Annotated in this window: 14 protein-coding genes and 1 pseudogene; 3 read left to right on the top strand and 12 right to left on the bottom strand. The window is 37.9% G+C overall.

Going from position 1 to position 20,098, the window contains the following annotated elements; genetic code table 11:
* Nucleotides 1-196: 196 nt before the first annotated feature.
* On the top strand, nucleotides 197-2,812 hold the full coding sequence (locus IGJ24_RS00145; protein ID WP_010830571.1) for a YfhO family protein: 2,616 nt from the start codon (nucleotides 197-199) through the stop codon (nucleotides 2,810-2,812).
* A 36-nt stretch (nucleotides 2,813-2,848) separates the two neighbouring features.
* On the opposite strand, the gene mprF is transcribed toward IGJ24_RS00145, so the two are convergent.
* The 5 genes and pseudogenes from mprF to IGJ24_RS00120 form a co-directional block, all read right to left on the bottom strand.
* Nucleotides 2,849-5,440, bottom strand: coding sequence for a bifunctional lysylphosphatidylglycerol flippase/synthetase MprF (gene mprF, locus IGJ24_RS00140; RefSeq protein WP_002378676.1), 2,592 nt, complete (start codon nucleotides 5,438-5,440; stop codon nucleotides 2,849-2,851).
* A gap of 191 nt (nucleotides 5,441-5,631) precedes the next feature.
* Nucleotides 5,632-6,012, bottom strand: a complete 381-nt coding sequence (locus tag IGJ24_RS00135; protein ID WP_002356039.1) for a RidA family protein — start codon at nucleotides 6,010-6,012, stop codon at nucleotides 5,632-5,634.
* A gap of 99 nt (nucleotides 6,013-6,111) precedes the next feature.
* Nucleotides 6,112-7,326, bottom strand: coding sequence for a MalY/PatB family protein (locus IGJ24_RS00130; protein WP_438775339.1), 1,215 nt, complete (start codon nucleotides 7,324-7,326; stop codon nucleotides 6,112-6,114).
* Between the two features lie 14 nt (nucleotides 7,327-7,340).
* A complete protein-coding gene (malX, locus tag IGJ24_RS00125) occupies nucleotides 7,341-8,909 on the bottom strand; it encodes a maltose/glucose-specific PTS transporter subunit IIBC (protein WP_289865771.1) in 1,569 nt (522 codons plus the stop codon).
* Between the two features lie 148 nt (nucleotides 8,910-9,057).
* Nucleotides 9,058-9,828: pseudogene (locus IGJ24_RS00120) on the bottom strand (MurR/RpiR family transcriptional regulator).
* A 197-nt stretch (nucleotides 9,829-10,025) separates the two neighbouring features.
* Here IGJ24_RS00120 and IGJ24_RS00115 point away from each other — a divergent pair.
* Nucleotides 10,026-10,229, top strand: a complete 204-nt coding sequence (locus IGJ24_RS00115) for a hypothetical protein (RefSeq protein WP_002381332.1) — start codon at nucleotides 10,026-10,028, stop codon at nucleotides 10,227-10,229.
* Nucleotides 10,230-10,278: 49 nt separating this feature from the next.
* On the opposite strand, the gene IGJ24_RS00110 is transcribed toward IGJ24_RS00115, so the two are convergent.
* The 7 genes from IGJ24_RS00110 to IGJ24_RS00080 all read right to left on the bottom strand — a co-directional run bounded on the left by IGJ24_RS00110 (nucleotide 10,279) and on the right by IGJ24_RS00080 (nucleotide 18,191).
* Nucleotides 10,279-10,806, bottom strand: coding sequence for an HdeD family acid-resistance protein (locus IGJ24_RS00110; RefSeq protein WP_002356034.1), 528 nt, complete (start codon nucleotides 10,804-10,806; stop codon nucleotides 10,279-10,281).
* 247 nt (nucleotides 10,807-11,053) lie between these two features.
* Nucleotides 11,054-11,431, bottom strand: a complete 378-nt coding sequence (locus tag IGJ24_RS00105; RefSeq protein ID WP_002356033.1) for a DUF956 family protein — start codon at nucleotides 11,429-11,431, stop codon at nucleotides 11,054-11,056.
* A gap of 161 nt (nucleotides 11,432-11,592) precedes the next feature.
* A complete protein-coding gene (locus IGJ24_RS00100; protein WP_002356032.1) occupies nucleotides 11,593-12,504 on the bottom strand; it encodes a PTS system mannose/fructose/sorbose family transporter subunit IID in 912 nt (303 codons plus the stop codon).
* A gap of 22 nt (nucleotides 12,505-12,526) precedes the next feature.
* The gene (locus IGJ24_RS00095; RefSeq protein ID WP_002356031.1) at nucleotides 12,527-13,330 is read right to left on the bottom strand and encodes a PTS mannose/fructose/sorbose transporter subunit IIC; all 804 of its coding nucleotides are present in this window, start codon (nucleotides 13,328-13,330) and stop codon (nucleotides 12,527-12,529) included.
* Between the two features lie 34 nt (nucleotides 13,331-13,364).
* A complete protein-coding gene (locus tag IGJ24_RS00090; RefSeq protein ID WP_002356030.1) occupies nucleotides 13,365-14,357 on the bottom strand; it encodes a mannose/fructose/sorbose PTS transporter subunit IIA in 993 nt (330 codons plus the stop codon).
* 234 nt (nucleotides 14,358-14,591) lie between these two features.
* Complete coding sequence (locus IGJ24_RS00085) at nucleotides 14,592-15,104, bottom strand: mannose/fructose/sorbose PTS transporter subunit IIB (RefSeq protein ID WP_002385473.1); 513 nt, start codon at nucleotides 15,102-15,104, stop codon at nucleotides 14,592-14,594.
* A 201-nt stretch (nucleotides 15,105-15,305) separates the two neighbouring features.
* Nucleotides 15,306-18,191, bottom strand: a complete 2,886-nt coding sequence (locus IGJ24_RS00080; RefSeq protein ID WP_002356028.1) for a sigma 54-interacting transcriptional regulator — start codon at nucleotides 18,189-18,191, stop codon at nucleotides 15,306-15,308.
* 252 nt (nucleotides 18,192-18,443) lie between these two features.
* Here IGJ24_RS00080 and IGJ24_RS00075 point away from each other — a divergent pair, with 252 nt between their 5' ends.
* Nucleotides 18,444-20,075 (top strand): ABC-F family ATP-binding cassette domain-containing protein, encoded by a 1,632-nt coding sequence (locus IGJ24_RS00075; RefSeq protein ID WP_002359215.1) that lies wholly within the window; start codon nucleotides 18,444-18,446, stop codon nucleotides 20,073-20,075.
* Nucleotides 20,076-20,098: the final 23 nt, after the last annotated feature.

The following is a 20,098-nucleotide window of genomic DNA, read 5'->3' as shown; positions in this document are numbered from 1 at the left end:
GATTGGAAAATCGACTTCATATAACCGTTTGAGAGTCTTTTAATCTCTTGCTAAAAGCTAGCTTGAGTGTAGGAAAATCGTTCCCCCCCCCACCCTTAGGATCCTAATAAAATTTTAAAGTTTTTCTTCTATTGGTACATCAAATAAAGAGTATGATAAACTATAGGTACTTTCGAAAAATCAGGTGAGGTTATTTATGAAAAATAAAAGTAGGCAGTTTTTAAAAAACAACTGGCCTTATATGTTAGCCAGTTTCTTCATTCCATTTTTAATTATGGCAATTATCTATTTGAGTATTGGGATTTATCCAGGAAGTAGTCGCAGTGTTTTAGCCAGCGATGCCTTTTCTCAATTTTCAAATTTTCACGCAAGCTTTAACAATGTTCTTCATGGAAAACAAAGTCTTTTCTATACGTGGAATGCTTCTTTGGGACTAAACTACTTGTCCTTAATTTCCTATTATCTTGGTGGCTTATTTACGCCGCTCGTCTTTTTCTTTAACAATCAAAACATGCCTGATGCGCTCTATTTCCTAACATTGTTGAAAATTGGGAGTGCTGGCTTGAGTTTTTGGTTCTTGGCAAAACAAACCTTTAAGATTCCTAAATGGTCCCATGTGACTTTAAGTGTGTCTTATGCGCTAATGTCCTTCATTGTGGCCCATTCAGAATTAATTATGTGGCTGGATGCCTTTATTTATCTGCCACTCGTAATTTTAGGAATTCATCGTTTAATGGACCAACGAAAACCGACATTATTGTTTGTCAGTTATTTCTTGCTTTTCATTACAAATTATTATTTTGGCTTTATGATTGGGTTGTTTTCCTTCCTGTACTATTTTGCACGAACGTTTACAGACTGGCAACGATATAAATCTCGAATCGTTGCATATTTTACTACTTCTCTTTTAGCTGGTGGAGCATCCATGATTATGGTCTTACCTGCTGTCTTAGATTTACGAACCAATGGTGAAACTCTTTCTGAAATTACAACCTTTAAAACAGAAGCGACTGCCTTTTTAGATATTATTATGAAAAATATGATTGGCGTTTACGATACAACCAAATATGGGTCCATTCCTTTTATTTACATTGGGTTGTTGCCTTTGATTTTTTGTCTCTTCTATTTCGTTACGAAAGAAGTTCCATTGAAAAACAAACTACTTTTTGGTAGTTTGTTTGTCCTATTGATTGCTAGCTTTTACATCACGCCCTTAAATTTATTCTGGCACGGTATGCATGCGCCGAACATGTTTCTTTTCCGCTATAGTTTCCTCTTTTCATTCCTAGTTATTTTGCTTGCTGGTTATGGTTGGGAAAAATTTGAAAAGGATGATCTCGGCGTCTTAAGCGGCTTGATTTTGATTCTTTTAGCAATTTTTGCTCTTGCAATGGGCACAAAAGGTGCTACTAGTTATACGTTTGTGACTTTAACCTCTTTCGTATTAACGGCAACTTTTTTACTATTATACTTTTTCGGGATTGCTTTTTATCAATTGAAAAAAGCGCCTATGCAATACTTAGTGATTTTGTTATTACTGCTCGTTTCTGGTGAAGCAATCATTAATACACGGGCGATGGTCACTGGTATTTTAGATGATTGGAACTATGCATCACGTAGTTTGTATTCTGAACCTTATCCTGACTTAAAAAATCTAGTCGATCAAACAAAAAAAGAAAATGATACCTTTTACCGCTTGGAAAATTTAAATGGTGTTTCGGCCAATGACGGCATTAACTATGGCTACAGTGGCATTAGCATGTTTTCTTCCGTGCGGAACCGACATTCTTCAACATACCTAAACGCCTTAGGTTTCCGCTCACGAGGCACGAATTTAAATATTCGTTACCAAAATAATACCTTGTTAATGGATGCTTTGATGGGCATTAAATACAATATTGCTGAAAACAATCCAATGAAATTCGGCTTTGAGCGACAAGCAGCTGCTGGTAAATATCAGCTTTATCGTAACGAAAATGCTTTGCCGTTAGGATTTTTAGCAGACAAAGAGATTTACAATGTTCGGCAACCTCTCAATGATAATTTAGGTAGTCAAACAAATTTACTAAATGCTTTAGCCAATACCAATGAACGGTATTTTACCTTTTATCAACCAACGATGACGCTTCAAAATAACGTGACAATTACGCAAAATACAGCTGGCGTAACTTTTACGGAGAAACAACATAACGTAGCCAAAGAGATTTCTTATACAGTCAATGTGCCCGCCAATACGCAAGCTTATTTGAGTTTATTCCCAACGGATTTTGCTCAATTGGAAAGTTCCACTGCGACGGTCACCGTGAACGGCTCGAGTCAGCAATCACAAATTGGCATTACTGGCCAATATTATAATTTAGGCTACTATCCAAAAGATACAACTGTTAACTTCAAAGTAAGTTTTTATGGAACCAAAGCAGTAAGTTTTGTTCAGCCGCAAGTAGTTGGCTTAAATACCAATGCATTTGAAAAAGCCATTTCCGCCGTGCAAGAAAAAGGCGTTGATTTAACCACTGGCAAACGCTCTGCTTCAGGTACCTTTACCGCGGACAAAGATCAAGTACTCGTCACTACAATTCCTTATGACAAAGGTTGGCGTGTCAAAATTGATGGCAAAAAAGTTACCCCAAAAGCCTTTAAAGATGCCTTTCTAAGCGTTCCTGTCAGCGCTGGAACCCATACTATTCAGTTCTCTTATTTACCAGAAGGATTGATTCCTGGCATCGTGTTATTCGTTCTATGTACTGGTGGTTTCGTTGCCTACGTAACCTTGATTCCTGCTAGACGAAACCGTAAAAAAGAAGACAAATAAAAAATCACGCGATGGCTAAGTCATCGCGTGATTTTTTTAAATTTCAGTCATTGCTTCTTCCACAAGCGAAACACTTTGATGTCTTCCTTTCGTAATCAACAAGGAAAGTTGCACAAAAGCAAAGAGTACACTGGTCCGCTTAGGATAAGCAAAATAACGTGGTTGCCAACTAGTGACATATTGTTCTTTGCGCTTGCGTGTATCTTGAAACGCATAAATTTGATAACTATACTTGTAAAAAATATTAACAAAGCGTTCTTTTAAAAAAGAGTACTTGCTCTCCCCTACGTTAGCCAACGGCGCCATCCCAATATCAATTAATTGATAGCCCTGCTGTTGATAGGTTTCAATAAAATGAGTGAACAAATATTCTCTAGTAAAAGCAGGTGCTTCTGAACGAATACGTAACAAATCATACGAAATACTTTTGCCTTTTTCCATTTCTTTTCCCGTAATGAAACCGATGACCGTTTGTTTCTGTCTCACCAAGCCCACGCTACTGCATTTCAAGTACTCGGGATCCAACCGTCCACCAATAAAGTAGCGCTCTTTTTGATTCCGTGACCAGTCCGCAGAAACTCGTTCTAACTCTTGATATAAGGCATCACTAATCGTTTCAGGATAAAATTCAAACTGAAAATCCGCTGCTTCCGCTGCTATTTTTTCAGTCACTGTTTCCGTCCAGGCTGTTTGATTCACTGTTGACGGCTCATCAAATTGAATCAAGCCTTCTTCCCCAACTTTCATAAATTCAAAGCCGCAATCGTGAAGATTCATAACATATTCTTCCGAAATACGATAAAAAACTAATTGATAGCCTAACAAATCAGCTTGATCCATAAACGCCAGTGTCGCCGCTGTCCATTTCTCTCGTTGCCCAATTGGATCCGCCAAGACAAAGCATTTATTAAACTTCATTTGAAACCCAAAAAGTACTTGATCTTCACCTTCTTCTTGGTAATAAAAATGACCATAATCCTTTAAATACAAAAATTGACTGCCTTCGTTGCCACCAAATTTTTCCAAAAAGCGTGTCAACCGCGCTTCCTCAAACCCCTCACCTAAAGTAACAGTTGTTTCGGCTAAATATTGATACAAAAAGAATAAACCAATCAAGGAAATACTTAAACCAATCAATCCGTTAAACCAAACATCATCTGACGGAAACAACAAAAAGTGATTGATAACTTGATTCCCACCAGCTGGTCGTGCGGCGTAATAGCCAGCAACCGCATAACCGATAAACAAGCAGCCAAACAAAATACTATCTACCGTTAAAGCGCCCCATGAATAAACAAACTTTTCACGATAAAATTCTTTACGAGCCAAAATAACCGCCAATAAAATAACAGCATAAACAGCAATTAACTGCCACGAAGTCGTTCGTGCCACCGTATTTACAATACAAAATCCTAGTAAAATAATTGTAGGCCAATAAGCTTTTTTCACTTTCATAGAAATGCCTCGAGCTAAACCTAATAACAAGAATCCTACAAATAAATTCAATGTTTGATCTAAAAAATTAAAAGAAAAGGGAAGTAACACTTGGAATAAACGACTAACATTCGACAAATTCGTCACAGTCGACAATAGAACCATCATAATCCCTGCAAAATATAACGCCGCCACCAAAATAAAATGCGCCACTTTTTGTGAAAATAACCGAGGTAAATTATCAAAAAATTGGTTAACTTTCATGCCTGCTTGTTGCAAGAACAAAATAACTCCTGTCATAAAAGGCGTCACATAATAGAACAAACGATAATACAACAACCAGACGACCGCTTGTGATCGATCAATCCCTAATTGTGACAAGCCCAAAATCATTAAGACATCAAACGTTCCCATACCACCAGGAACCATAGTTAACATCCCAATCAACGTGGCGATAACAAACATTGGATAAACAGAAACCATCGAAACTGGCACCTGCATCAAACGACCTATCATTAAGAAAGCAAACATCCCACCTAGCCATTGACCTAATGAAGCGCCGAATAAAAGGAGCACCGCTTTTGGAAAAAATGTTTTAAACAATGTTCGCCGTTTTAAATACGTGAAAAACCAGAGCGCTGGCGCAATCAGGCTGCCCAATAATAACCAAACCCAATATTCACGAAAAACATTTTGGGTTCGAATAAAAAATAAATCAACAAACGCCACAAAAGATAAAATAGATAACCCTGAAATCAAGAACAGAGCAACTTTTGAGACCGTTGCTACAACCTTGCCCCGCGGTACATCTTTTCCGTAAAAATTAATCCGTAGCGTTGCCCCAACCACGCCGCCAAAACCCGCTAAGTTATTAATGGTATTGGTGACCCAAGCCGAAGTTAACCAATCCATTCGTTTCATTGGTGGCTTACCTTCTTTTTCCAATAATTTAACGACTACATAGTCATAAAGGAGCATCGGAATAACCCCTAATAGTCCTGCCAAGACCATACCAATTAAACGCCCCGTACTTTGTTGTTCCATCGTGGAAAAAATATCCGCCCAGGTCATGCCTTGAGCGATATGTGTCACTTGGTTAGCCACGAAAACTAATACAGAACCAAGAAAAATTAGTTTCAATAATAAACTGTGTTCTTTCAACCACTGCGTTAGTTGGCTAATATTTTTTTTCATCTTGTAGCCTCTTTCATATCTCTTTTCTATTCATTTAACTTTCGTTTTATCGATTTTCTTCCATGGTAGCCTATTTGCTGAAAATTTTCCAGCACGGCTAGACATTTTGGCTGAATCGTATTGTTTTATTGAAAAAAAGAGTGAGAAAAAAATCTAAGACGATTTTTTTCTCACTCTTTTATCTGTATTTTTTACGCCACTACTTCTGCGATAATCTCAATCTCCACCAACACATCCATCGGTAATTTAGAGATTTCAATCGTTGTGCGTGCAGGATATTCCGCACTAAAATACTCAGCATAGACTTCATTGAATGCCGTGAAATCCGCCATATTTTGTAAATAGCATGTCGTTTTGACTACATGAGCAAAATCACTACCAGCTTCTGTTAAAATCCCTTGAATATTTTTCAGTACTTGATTGGTTTGTTCTTTAATCGTTGTACCAACCACCTTGCCTGTTTCAGGATCCAGTGGAATCTGACCAGAAGTAATCAATAAACCATTCACAATTTTTGCTTGTGAATATGGCCCAATTGCTTGTGGCGCTTGCTTTGTTTTAATTGTTTTCATTTCTTTTCCCCCAGTAAATGACAAGTTGTTACTTTTTGTTATTTTATTTGTTTCTATTTTTCCATTGTACTGCAACCATTTTCGGAATGCTATCTTTTCTCAATTATTCCCAAGCGCTGATGTTGTGCCATCCTTTTGTAAAACAGCTTCAAAACCTTGGCGCATCCTTTCAAGTCCCTCGTGTAGTTTTGCTTGCGAACAGCCAATATTTAACCGTAAAAATCGCTGTCCATTACCGCCATAAATCGAGCCGTCCATAATGGCGACTTTCCCCACAGAAACTAAAGCCTCTTGTAAGCGGGCCACATCTGGAACTGCCACTGATACGTCCAACCACATTAAGTAAGTGGCTTCCAGCTCCGTCACTTTAATTTTTGACAAATATGTCTGTAAAAAATCTTTCACGTAACGTTGGTTCTCCGCTAAATAATCATTCAACTCGTCCACCCAAGTACCACATTTTTGATAGGCCGTCATGGTTGCTAGCATTCCCAAAATACTTGTTGATGATAGACCATCGGCATTTTTTAATTTGAGCTGAAAAGCGTCACGTAATTCGTTATCTGGAATTAGGGCGTAAGCAAAAATCAGCCCTGGAAAATTAAAGGTTTTCGTGCCACTGGTAATAATGGCAGATTTTTTATAACCAAATTGCGTAATTGGTCGATGAACTTGGCCTTTATTAACGATATCCATATGAATTTCATCAGAAAGTAAAAACACATCATACTGTTGGCACAATGAAACCATTCGCTCTAATTCCCATTGCTCCCAAACACGTCCTGTTGGATTATGCGGAGAACATAAAAGCAAACAGCGATTTTCTGGTTGCGCTAGTTTTTTTTCTAAATCAATAAAATCAATGCTGTAGCGCTTCTCTTGATAAATCAGTTCATTTGCCACTACTTGCCGCTTATTTTCCTGAATGACTTTAAAAAATGCATCATAGGCAGGTGTTTGTAAAATAATGCCCTCCCCTTCGTTAGTCAATAATTGAATCAAAGCAGAAATACCATAGATAACAGTCGGGGTATACATAATCCAGTGTTCTTCAATCTTCGTCTGGAATCTTGTCTGGTACCACGTTTGAATTGCTTCTTTTAATTGCGGATGGTTCCACCTCGTGTAGCCAAATACGGGATGTTTCAAACGCTCCTGTAATGTTGCCAGAACTGCCTCTGGCACAGCAAAATCCGTATCGGAAATAGTGAAGGGAAGCAAGTCCGCTTCCCCAAATCGGTCTTCTACAAAATCCCACTGTGTACAATACGTTCCTCGTCGATCAATTGCTTTATCAAACGACACACTCTTCACCTTCTGTCTTTTTTCTAACCTAAAATCATCTCTAATTGATTACGGACCGTTGTCACTTTGGTTCCGATAATCACTTGTACATTCTGCGCATCTAAATGCACGACACCTAAAGCCCCTAATTGCTTTAATTTGTCATCATCTACTTTATTAGCATCTGCTAACACTAAACGTAAACGCGTAATGCAATTATCAATAGCTTGAATATTCTCTTGCCCACCCAAAGCCGCTAAAATCCCAGGCGCATCATAGCCACCCGTTTTCTTATATTGAACTTCTTGATCGGTATATTCAGTCTCATCTAAGACCTTGTCTCGTCCAGGTGTTTTTAAATCAAAGGTTACAATGACTGTTTTAAAGACGAAATAATAAACAACAAACCAGATAGCGCCGACAATGAGAACCCACCACCATTTTGTATAAGTTCCTTGTAACAAGCCAAAAATAACAAAGTCCAGTAGCCCGCCATCAGTGTTCCCAATCACAACACCCAATAAAGCCATTACCATGAAACCTAGACCAGTCATAATGACATGAAACAGCCATAATAATGGACTAATAAATAAAAATAAAAATTCAATTGGTTCTGTAATTCCAGTGATAGCCGTTGCAATCACACCTGAAAGGAGTAAGCCTTTAATCTTATGTCGATTCGCCGGAGCTGCAGTATGATACATCGCAAGTGCCGCCGCTGGTAAGCCAAAAATAAAGGTCGGCATTTTCCCTTGTGACAAGAAAGCTGTTGCGCTTGGTGAAATCGGTAAATTATTTTGCAATTCTGCATAGAAAATATTTAACGCACCAAACACTTCTTTGCCAGCCACCACCGCTGAACCCCCTGCTTCAGTAAAACGAATCATGGAAACCAAAATATGATGCAACCCAAACGGTAACAGTAGACGTTCCCCTGAACCAAACAGAAAAGGCCCAAAAATACCAGAACGTTGGATAAGTTGGCCAATCGCCATAATCATTAGCGCGAAAAGTGGCCAAACTAACGGAATTACTAAGCCCACGAATGCCATCACTAATGAAGTAATAATTGGTACAAACCGTGCGCCAGAAAAGAAGGCAAAACTATCTGGTAGTTGCACCGTATAAAATCGATTATGCAACTTATAGACAATAAGCCCAGCGATAATTCCACCAAGAACGCCCATTTCAATCGTTTGAATCCCAAAAACCATTCCTTGGCCGGCTTCCCGCAACTGCTCAGGATCCACGAGGCGATTCGTCTGCACTAAATAGAAATTAATCGCTAAATTCATCACCGTATAGCCTACGAAACCTGAAAACGTAGCAATTCCTTTTTCTTTCCGAACTAACCCCAACGGAATGGCCATTGCAAACATGACAGGTAAATAGGCAAACGCAAAACCACCAATTGTCGACATAAATTGGAAAATAATTTTCACTGCGGGCTTTCCTAAAAACGGGATCGTTTCAATCATGGATTCACTGGAAAAAGAACTTCCTAATCCCAACAAAATCCCCATAAAAGCTAATAAAGCCACTGGCAACATAAACGTTTTGCCTAATCCTTGGAAAAACTCCCAGAAAGTCGCTTTCTTTTTCTTTACTGCCATTTCTTAACTCCTCCATTCATTCTTTACAAAACTAAAAATGATTGCGTTTACATTCATTGCCCTCATTATAACTAGCCCAAAACAAAGAAAAAAGAGGCTACACTCTTTCTGTATCCCCTTACATCATTTAGTATGGTGTTGCATAAAATTACCGCGGCTGCTTTGCCTCTGCGTACATTAATAAAACCGTATCGAACAAACAAATGACAGCAATTCTTGAACTTAAATCCACGCGCTGATGATAACGTGTCGTCCCTTTGGCAAATAACGTCGTCGTCGACAATTTTTCCAAGGTGCTTCCTTTAGTCGAAATCAAACTAATCATCGGCACTTGCTGTTCCTGCGCTACACGTGCATACGCTAAAATCCCTTTAGTTTCTCCTGTATAACTGACAAAAATGGCTAAATCCTGTCCATCCAGATTCTTAACTGCTGCCGCTTATTCATCCCAATCAGATCGTGCATAGGCTTTTTTTCCTAAAAATGTTAGCTTTCGTGCAAAATCAGTACAAATAGGAAAACTGCCACCAACACCGAACACTTCAATCGTATTCGCACGCTCAATCATTTTAAGCATTTCCGCGACTTTGGCTTCATCCATTTGTTGAAAACTGTCTTGCACATTGGCGATCAACTGTTGCGTAATAGCTTGAAAACTACGACTATCGCTTTCTGTGCTCTCGCTCTGCACCGATTGGACGATCGCGTATTTTAATTCTTGGAAGCCTCGATAACCTAAGTGTTTTGCTGTCCGAGAAATAGTGGCTGTTGAGACAAACAACGCCTGCGCCACCTCATAAATGGTTTGTGAACTAATTTCCGTCATATGCGTCAAAATATAATCCAGTACTTGATTTTCAATTTTACTTAAATGATTTCGTTTCTTTTCTAACAAAGCGATTAATCCCTCAGTCGTCATCCAATCCCTCACTTTAAATCCTTTTTTATAATTATACACCAGAATATTCTGATTATTTCAATAAGAAAGTCCAAAATAACCAACAGCGGCTCCATCATTCGCCAGAGAAAAAAATCAGCCTTCCGATGGAGGTGCTTGTTGCGCGTTCTTGCTATACTCTGTATATAGAAAACAGGAAAAATTTGGAGGTAGTACGTATGAATAATCAACGACCAATGTTTATAAATATTCTTTTAGTGGTCCTTTTATTTTTAGTTGTCGGTTCACTCTTTAGTGCCGTTGTCGGTATCGTGGGAAGCTTATTGTGGCTAGCAGTAAAAATTTTAGTTCCCGTAGCGATTATCGTGTGGCTTGTTCGAACAATTTCGGGAAATAATGGCAACTGCCGCCGTCGTTATTAAAAAAAAAAACAGGTTTTCCTTTTCGGAAAACCTGTTTTTTTTACTTCTTTTATCTAAAAGCATATACAATATTACTAATACCAAACATCATAAAGTAGAAGCCAACTAAGAAGCTTAAAGTTAGTGCTGAAGACAATGGATTAAATAATAACATTACACCTAAGATAATCCCTAAAACGTCAACAATTAATGTGAACCAGAAGTAACCTGTGCTTACTCGTTTAGCAAAATCTAAAGTAAATAAGCCGAAAATTGAGTCGAATAAAAACCAAATTGCAAAAACAAATGGTAACACAGCGACACCAATATTTAAGTTAAACAATAAGTAAACACCAATTAGGATATCAATAATCCCTAAGATGATTGGTGCATAAGCTTTGTAGCCTAGCAATTCTTTCATACGATTACGTACAAAAATTTCGAAAATCCCTTTAATAATAGCAAAAATCGCAAAAACCATCACAATGGCAATTAAATTACCGGCAGGATTTTGGAAAGAAATTAATGCAGTCAGAACAAATAGAATTCCTAATACTAATGAACCCCAGTCCATTCCATGATGTTGTCGTTGTTCCATGACACTCACTCCTCTATAAAATAATTTATTACACTTATTATGTTACTACTATTTTACAAGGTGTCAAATATTTTCATCGTGCTTTCTGAAAACCATTTCAATGATAACTCCATTAAAAACAACGTATCACTTGATTGTCTCTTTTTTGGTGCACAATTGTGCCTTTTTTGTATAAATAAGTCCCTCGTTTTCCCACAAAAAAACCGCTACTTTTTCATCTAGTTTATAAAAAAGTAACAGTTATAAATTATTTTTTCTTTTTCCCGATCGAGAGAATCCCTCTTTTTATGACATCAAAGAAACTCAAAGATTGGACCATATGATCTGGGTCAACATATTCACGAATAGCTCGTAACACTCGCTTCGGCTCTTTTGAAGCAAACGTATACGTCCCATTTTTCTTGGTTTGAATCGCATAACGAGGAATCCATTTTCCTTTGAACATTACTGAAGCCAACACGTAATCGACTTCTTCCCACGGAATTTGGATAAACTTACGTGGATCTTTGGCATGGTAAAATTCAAACCCGCGGTCACCTATCATAATTTGTCCATAATCTGTTAATCCTGTAAATGCCGTCGCATCTATAACTAAATCAACTTTTGTGTTTAATGATTGTACCATGTTATCTGCTCCATTTCATTCGACTAATTCCTCTTTATTATACGTTTCTTTCCTGATCGAAACAAACAAAATTACATCTTTGTTTAAAAAAGCGGAAGAAAAGTTTCTCGACTTCTCTTCCGCTTTTTTTGATTAGAAGTAATAAACTTACCTCGTCATTCTTATAATAAGCCGATTAAGTGGCCGACAACGCCGACTACGAATAAACCAAGAATGATAACGATTGGGCTAACTTTTTTCTTCAATAACCACATACATAAGAATGTAAGTAGTAATGGTGCTAGACCTGGAATCAATTGATCTAAGTTATCTTGTAAAGTAGTAACTTTCGTTGGTGAAAGCGCCAAGCCTTGGTTCACTTGTTCAAAGGCTTTATGCATTCCTTCACCGCCAGCAGGAAGTTTATCCCACTCGATATAAGCACCTTTGTCTAACTTAACTTGTGAGACAATTGGTAAGAACTTAATCGATACCCAACGTTGAACTAATGCGGCCAGTACGAACATCCCTAAAATAGAAGCACCTTTTGTAATATCTTGTAGTAAACCACCTGAAAGGTCATCAGTAATTTTAGAACCTGCTTTGTAACCAAACTCTTGTGTATACCACATGAATGACCAACGAATTAAGTTCCAAGCAACGAAGAATAAGATTGGGCCTAAGATGTTACCACCCATTGCTAAGGAAGCACCTAAAGCGCCTAACATTGGACGAACAGTAAACCAGAAAACTGGGTCACCAACACCGGCTAAAGGACCCATCATCCCAACTTTAACCCCTTGAATCGCTACGTCATCAACTGGTGCGCCATTGGCACGTTCTTCTTCCAAAGCTAATGTTACACCAAGGATTGGTGAGGCAATGTATGGGTGTGTATTAAAGAACTCTAAGTGACGTTTTAACGCCGCTGAACGTTCTTCTTTCGTTTTATATAATTTTTTGATTGCTGGAATCATTGAGAATGCCCAACCGCCGTTTTGCATACGTTCATAGTTCCAAGAACCTTGGATAAATGTTGAACGCCAAGCTACAGCTAAACGATCTTTTTTAGTTAATTGAATTTTTTCTGCCATTTTCTTTGCTCCTCCTTCAGAATTAGTAGTCGTTTAAAATATCGCCTAATGGGTCGCCAGAGTTGCCTCCGCCATTTGAGTTAGAAGAACCGCCCATTTTAGATAAGTTCAAGTAAATAAGAGCTAAAGCGACACCTAAAGCACCTAATGCGATTAATGTTAATTGAGAAATCGCTGCGACTACGAAACCGATAATGAAGAATGGCCATACTTCTTTTGTTGCCATCATGTTGATTACTAATGCATAACCTACGGCAACGACCATACCACCACCGATAGCCATACCATCAGTTAACCAAGCTGGCATTGATTCTAAGAAATTACGAACAGTGTCAGCAGGAATGAATAGTAAAGCACCTGCTGGAATCGCAATACGAATACCTTGTAAACATACAGCGAAAATGTGTAACATTTCAACTTGTTTAATGTTGCCTTTTTCAGCAGCCGCATCCATCATGTGAACGATTGGAACCGCAACTGTCCGAACGATCATTGTTAAGAACAAACCTGCAACCGCTAAAGGAACTGCGATGGCAATCGCTGAAGGAACACCTTTAACACCTTGGCCACCTAAAACTAAAATAATTGCTGAGGCAACAGATGCTAAAGCGGCATCCGGCGCAACGGCAGCCCCGATGTTCGCCCAACCTAACGCGATCATTTGTAAAGTACCACCTAAAACAATTCCGGCTTCTAAATTACCAGTAACTAATCCGATTAATGTACATGCTACTAACGGTTGGTGGAATTGGAACTCATCCAAAATCCCTTCCATACCAGCTAGAAAGGCAACGAGTAAAACTAAAATAATTGATATAACAGACATGATAAGCCTCCTATTTTGATTTGTATTTGGCGAGTTACGCGTTTGCTAACTCATTTTTTGCTTTTTTCAAAATTTCGTCCATATTCGCTTTTGAATCATTTGGCACTTTACGCACATCAAATTTGATGCCTTTGGCTTTTAATTCATCAAACGTATCAACGTCTTCTTGACCCATTGATAATACTTTGCTTACAACGACTTTTCCAACAGAGTGAGCCATTGAACCAACGTTTACTTCTGGGATTTCTACGCCGCCTTCAACCACTTTTAAGACGTCTTCAGGATTTTCAAATAATAATAATGCTTTTGTATTGCCAAAACGTGGATCTTTCGCTACTTCAATCATTTTACTGATTGGAATAACATTGGCTTTTACTCCTGGAGGAGCTGCTTGTTCGATTAATTTCTTACGTAAGTCATCTTTTGCAACGGCATCAGAAACAACAATAATTCTGTTTGGTTGTGTTGCTTTTGTCCAAGCTGTTGCTACTTGACCATGTAATAAACGTGAATCAATACGTGCTAGCACAAATTTAATTTTGCCATCGCCAACAACTGTACCTGGTGGTAACGAACCTTTTGGCTGTGCATCTTCTGTCGCAGCAGCTTTTGGTGCTTCTGCTGGTTGTAACTCTTCTGGTTTAACTTTGACACCATCTTTTGCTGTTTCAAGAATGTGTGTCGCAATTTCTTGTGCTGATTCCATAGAGAAACGAGAAGCATATGCTTCAATAACCATTGGTAAGTTCATACCTGCAACGATTGCCCATTTGTCTTTATGATCTTCTAACAATGAGTTCGCTTGGTTAAATGGTGTTCCTCCCCATAGGTCAACTAAAAATAGTACTTCGTCTTGATTGTCAAACGATGCAATGGCTTCTTGCATTTTTGCTTTTACATCATCGGGACCTTCGCTAGGCATTAACGTAACTGCTTTTACATTTTCTTGTTCGCCAAAGATCATTGCACCAGATTGCAAGATCCCTTCAGCAAATTCACCGTGACTTGCTAGGATAATTCCTACCATTTTTATACCTCCTGTATAATTGATGTTTTTTTTCATGGTTGTACTGCTAAACGCTTTCACTTTTTGAAAAAAATCAGATAAATCAGATTCTGACAAAAATAAATGAAAAAATTTCAATAGTTCTTGATTTTTTTCAACATCAGCACTTGCCTTTATCAATACAGTTCATGAAGCAATGATGTTGGTCCTAGGCCACCACATCCTTTCAATGTCTTTCGTCTGTAAAAATGAACGTCAGCTGGCGTTATTTTCTTTGCTACGCTCTTTTTTCAGTAAATCCATCAAATTCACTTGGCTGTCTGCTGCGACTTTTCGAATTTCCAATTCAATACCTTGTTCATTTAAAAACAGAAATGCTTTTAAATCGTTGGCATCCACTGCGACTGCATTCGTAATCATTCGCTTGCCTGTACTGAAACTCATTCCGCCAATATTCACAGAAGTTAGTTGTACACCGCCTTCGACCACTCGTTTCACGTCCAAAGGATTAGTGAATAACAACATGGCTCGAAACGAATCAAAACGAGGATCAGGGTAAACATCAATCATTTTTTGAACAGTGATGACATTTACTTTGACACCAGGTGGAGCAGCTTGAACCAACAAGGCTTTTCTCAAATTGTCATGAGCAACGGAATCACTAACCACTAAAATGCGATTAATGTTCGTCAATTTTGCCCAAACAGTTGCTACTTGGCCATGAATTAATCGATCATCAATTCGAGCTAAACGAATATCCATTACCATCGGGAATGCTCCTTTAAATTCATTTTTAAAGGTTAGGACCTTTGTCTTTTTACCTAAAAATTTTAGGTAAAAAGGGACACCTTATTATAAGCAAGTTTCGTGCCAATTTTAGTGTATCGGTTCGAAACCTAGAAAATTATAGGTTTTTTTAAGAAAATAAAAAAACGATACACTAATAAATAGTGTATCGTTTTTTCTGTATTAATCTAGTGTATCAATTTCGGTGATTTTATCTTCGATACACTGAGCATTTTTGACTAACTGTGCGATAAAATAAACTTCTTCTGCTGGAACATCCATATTAAGAGCTTCTTCCATAGTCTCAATTGAGGCCACAATCACTGGATAAATTGGCTCTTGAACCAATCGACCAAGTTCTTTTTCTGAAACCGTCAGTGTATCATTCCGTAAAATACGCTCCAACATGCCCGATGTGTGCATAATCAAATTGATGTAAAATGTGTACTCTTCTGGCATCGCTAATTGGGTTTGGATATTTTTAGCGAATGACCACAACAGATCAATGATTTTTTTTCCATTAATGAAAGTGAAACTTTGCTCCATATATTTTAGACAAATTTCTTTTGCTGCCGCTTCGTCCAACGGCTTATTCATTACTTCTTCTTTCCGCTCTGCTAGTAATTGCTGAATAATTTTTTCTGCTTCACCGGAAAAGAAATTTTCCATGGAAATATAAGGAACACCAATTTTGGGATTGGTAATCCCAGTTGTCGCAATAATTTCATAGTCTTCTTGAATTTTAGGCAAGACTTCTTTCATATTTACAATGGACAAAGGAATCACTTCTAAATGCCAGTCTATTTGTGGCAAGACAGCTTCCTCAATAAGCTCTTTCATTCGGCGCGCAGTTCCTTCTCCAGAAGCGCAGATAGCAATAATTGCTCTTGTTTTCCAATTTTCAATGATTTGTTTCGTTTCACTTTGGCGAATATCGGCATAGCCATGAAAGTTTTTTAAAGACTCGTGAAGTGTTTCCAATTGCGTATCAATTAATGCGGTTTTGCGGGCCGCTTCAAGCACAATTGGCGTGGTCACCATGTCTACTGTCCGCACATCAATGCCTGTCTGGCGTACAATTTCTTCTGAAAACGTACTTAATGAACCCATATCCACTAATAATAGTACGCCATTTTCTTCATTCACTTCACCAACTGCTTCAACGATTTTACGCAAAGCTTCTTTCGGTGGCATATCTAAAGGCATATCCACAGCCTTCAAATTATCAACATTTAACAATTGAGAAACCACTTGTACCATACTGCTAGCGGTACTATTTCCGTGCGCAGCCACGACAATGCCAATCCGGCCAGCCTCAGGATTTTCTCTTAAAGAAATGAGCAAAACAGCTAAATAGTAACTTTCAGATTCAGGAATCTCCATCTGATAACTACTTTCAATAATATTTTTAATTTCTTTTGCTGTTTCAAACTCTGTTGGATAATCTAAAACCATATTTCGAATACTTTCATTTAAAGGATGCTTAGGATCTTTGCCTAATTGGATGCGTTTCAAGAAAGAACTAATGTGTAAACTCATTGCATAAATAAAGTTGGGTTGAAACGAATACGATAACCGCTTCGCTGCAAAATTATAAATTTTCTTAGTGACATCAATAATTCGTTGGTCCACAATTTCAGCCAATTTATTTTCTGTATCAAAGGTGAATCCATAATCTTTGTAGAAAGATTTTAAATGAACATTGATATCCGTTGTAATAAAATTATTAATTAGTTCTTGGTCCAAGCCGTCTGCTTTTAAGAGAGCCGCTTTATCTCCAATAATCTCATATAGATTGTAAGGCAATTCATAGGCATCTGACTGAATAGCTACTAAAGATTCATTTGGTGATACCACTAATTGCGGTTCCAGATATTTCGATAACTCCGACAATACTTCTCGATTACTGGCGAGTTGCATAATGCCTTCTTTAATATTGTCCGTTAATTCGTCCATCGTAATCATTAATTCCTCTTGTTCCATCTGATTAAGGAACCCTCGTGCAGTCACAAGTTGCACATTCGATTTTAGCTGACCGACATTTCCATAAGAAACACTTCCAATTAACGCTTTGACCACATCTTCTGACAAAGAGATTCGCCGTTGAATCCGCGCTGCTTCCATTGAAACCATCACTTTTAGGAGGTCAATTTTTTCTTTCGCAGGACGGTCACTAAAGTTCGGTAATTGAATGATAATCGGAATGCGTCGCACAAAAGTATTCAATAAAGAAGAAGTAGGATTCTCCGTCGTAGCACAAATAATCCGAACATCCGCATGATGTGATTTCACTGTTTCACCTAAACGCGCGTACACGCCGTGATCCATAAAATAAAAAATCATTTCTTGTCCTTCGGGTGGTAACCGATGTACTTCATCTAAAAACAGAATGCTGCCATCTGCTTCGTCAATAATCCCTTCTTTCGCTTTCGTAGCGCCTGTGAAGGCCCCTTCTACATACCCAAATAAATGCGACATCAAAAGTTCTGGATTATGCGCATAGTCTGCACAGTTAAACACCACAAACTCTTTTTCTTTGGCCACAATTTGGTTCAGCTTCGCAAATTGAAACATGGCATGAGCAAAATAAGTTTTCCCAGAACCTGTTGGTCCAGTAATTAAACAATTCAAGCCTTTTGGCGGATATAAAATCGCTGCTTTGGCTTGTTCCACCGGCGTTTTCATGCTTCCAGCTGAACCGATAATTTTTTTGAAAATATCTTCAACTTCTGGGGTTTTACTTGTCGTGACTACTGGTTCAACCAATGGTTCGATAAAAGTTTTTGTGGAGTGATCCATTGATTTTTCCCGATAACTTTTAACTGGCTTGGTTAATGGTCGATGCTGAAACGCCACCTGCGCGACATATTTTACTGGTCGACCAGATAATTTTTTCAAGCGCCCTTCACGAACCAGTTGATTCAAATCTTTACTAGCATTGGTCCGCTGAATGTTTAAACGTTCTGAAATTTCTTGTGTCGTGACTCCCGCATCACTTGTTAAGGTCATTGGCGTTAAATTCTTCGTTTGCTCTTTAACATATTGATAGATTTTTTCAATCCGCTTCATTTTTGATGGCTCCTTTAATCGATACACTAATTAATTTACATGATACAGTGTATCATTAAAAAAATACACTAAAAACCCTTTCATGAAAAAAAATTCTGTTTCACATGAAACATTTTAAAAAAGCGCCTTTTTTCTATAAAAAACCCACCTTTTTATTCGTTTCTGTAAAAAGATTGAAACTCCTTGAAAAAAGGTTCTGTAGCCGATATAATGCAGAGAGGTTCAAGAATATATTAAAAGTGAGGAAAACAATTGATTACTGTTAATGATGTAAGTTTACAATTTCCAGATCGTAAACTTTTTGAAGAAGTGAATATTAAATTTACTCCTGGCAACTGTTACGGCTTAATCGGCGCAAACGGTGCAGGAAAATCAACGTTTCTTAAAATTTTATCAGGTGAGATTCAACCGACAACTGGCGTGGTTTCAATGGGTCCTAATGAGCGACTAGCAACGCTGAAACAAAATCACTTTGACTACGAAGACTACACTGTTTTAGAAACTGTAATTATGGGACATAAACGTCTTTACGAAGTAATGAAAGAAAAAGATGCTATCTATATGAAAGAAGATTTTTCAGATGAAGATGGGATTCGTGCCGCAGAACTAGAAGGCGAATTTGCTGAACTTGACGGTTGGGAAGCAGAACCTGAAGCAGCTGTTTTACTCCAAGGGCTAAACATTCCAGAAGAATTACATGATCAAAAAATGAGCGAATTAACAGCTGGTCAAAAAGTCAAAGTATTATTAGCTCAATCTCTTTTTGGTAAACCAGATGTCTTACTATTAGACGAGCCGACAAATGGTTTAGACACCCGCTCAATCAATTGGTTAGAAGAATTTTTAATCAACTTTGAAAATACCGTTATCGTGGTTTCCCATGACCGTCATTTCCTAAACAAAGTCTGCACTCACATGGCAGATTTAGACTTTAGTAAAATCAAACTTTACGTTGGTAACTATGATTTCTGGTTGGAATCAAGCCAACTAGCGACAAAATTGCAAGCACAATCTAATGCCAAAAAAGAAGAACAAATCAAAGAATTACAAGACTTTATCGCTCGTTTTAGCGCCAATGCCTCAAAATCAAAACAAGCAACGTCTCGTAAAAAAATGTTAGATAAAATTACCTTAGATGACATTCAACCTTCCTCTCGTCGTTATCCATTCGTTGGTTTTACACCAGAACGTGAAATCGGCAATGACTTATTACAAGTTGAAAATGTCTCTGTAACGATTGATGGCAAAAAAATCTTAGATAATATCTCGTTCAACTTAACAAAAGATGATAAAGTGGCATTCATCGCTGACTCAGATATTACAACGACTACGTTATTCAAAGTGATTATGGGCGAAATTACTCCCGATACAGGTTCTGTTCGTTGGGGCGTTACAACTAGCCAAGCTTATTTACCAAAAGACAACAGCAAAGATTTTGAAGAGCCATTAACTATTTTAGATTGGTTACGTCAATTTGCTGGTAAAGAAGAAGATGACAATACGTTCTTACGTAGTTTCTTAGGTCGGATGTTATTCTCTGGTGAAGAGGTACTAAAACCAGTCAATGTTCTTTCCGGAGGCGAAAAAGTGCGTGTCATGCTTTCAAAATTAATGCTTTCCAAAGCCAATGTATTAGTTTTAGATGATCCAACGAATCACTTAGACTTAGAATCAATCACTGCATTAAATGATGGGTTGATGGCTTTCACTGGTTCAATTCTTTTTGCTTCACATGACCACCAATTTATCCAAACATTAGCGAACCGAATTATTGCTGTTTCTGATAAAGGAGTCATTGATCGAGCAGAAACAACCTATGATGAATTCTTGGAAAACCCAGAAATTCAAAAACAAATGGACGTTTTATTCAGTTCAGATTATTAAAAAAATAGAGAAGTCATTAAAAA

This window comes from Enterococcus sp. DIV0546 (assembly GCF_051712785.1).
GTDB classification, from domain to species: domain Bacteria; phylum Bacillota; class Bacilli; order Lactobacillales; family Enterococcaceae; genus Enterococcus; species Enterococcus faecalis.
This window is presented reverse-complemented; position numbering and strand designations above follow the sequence as displayed.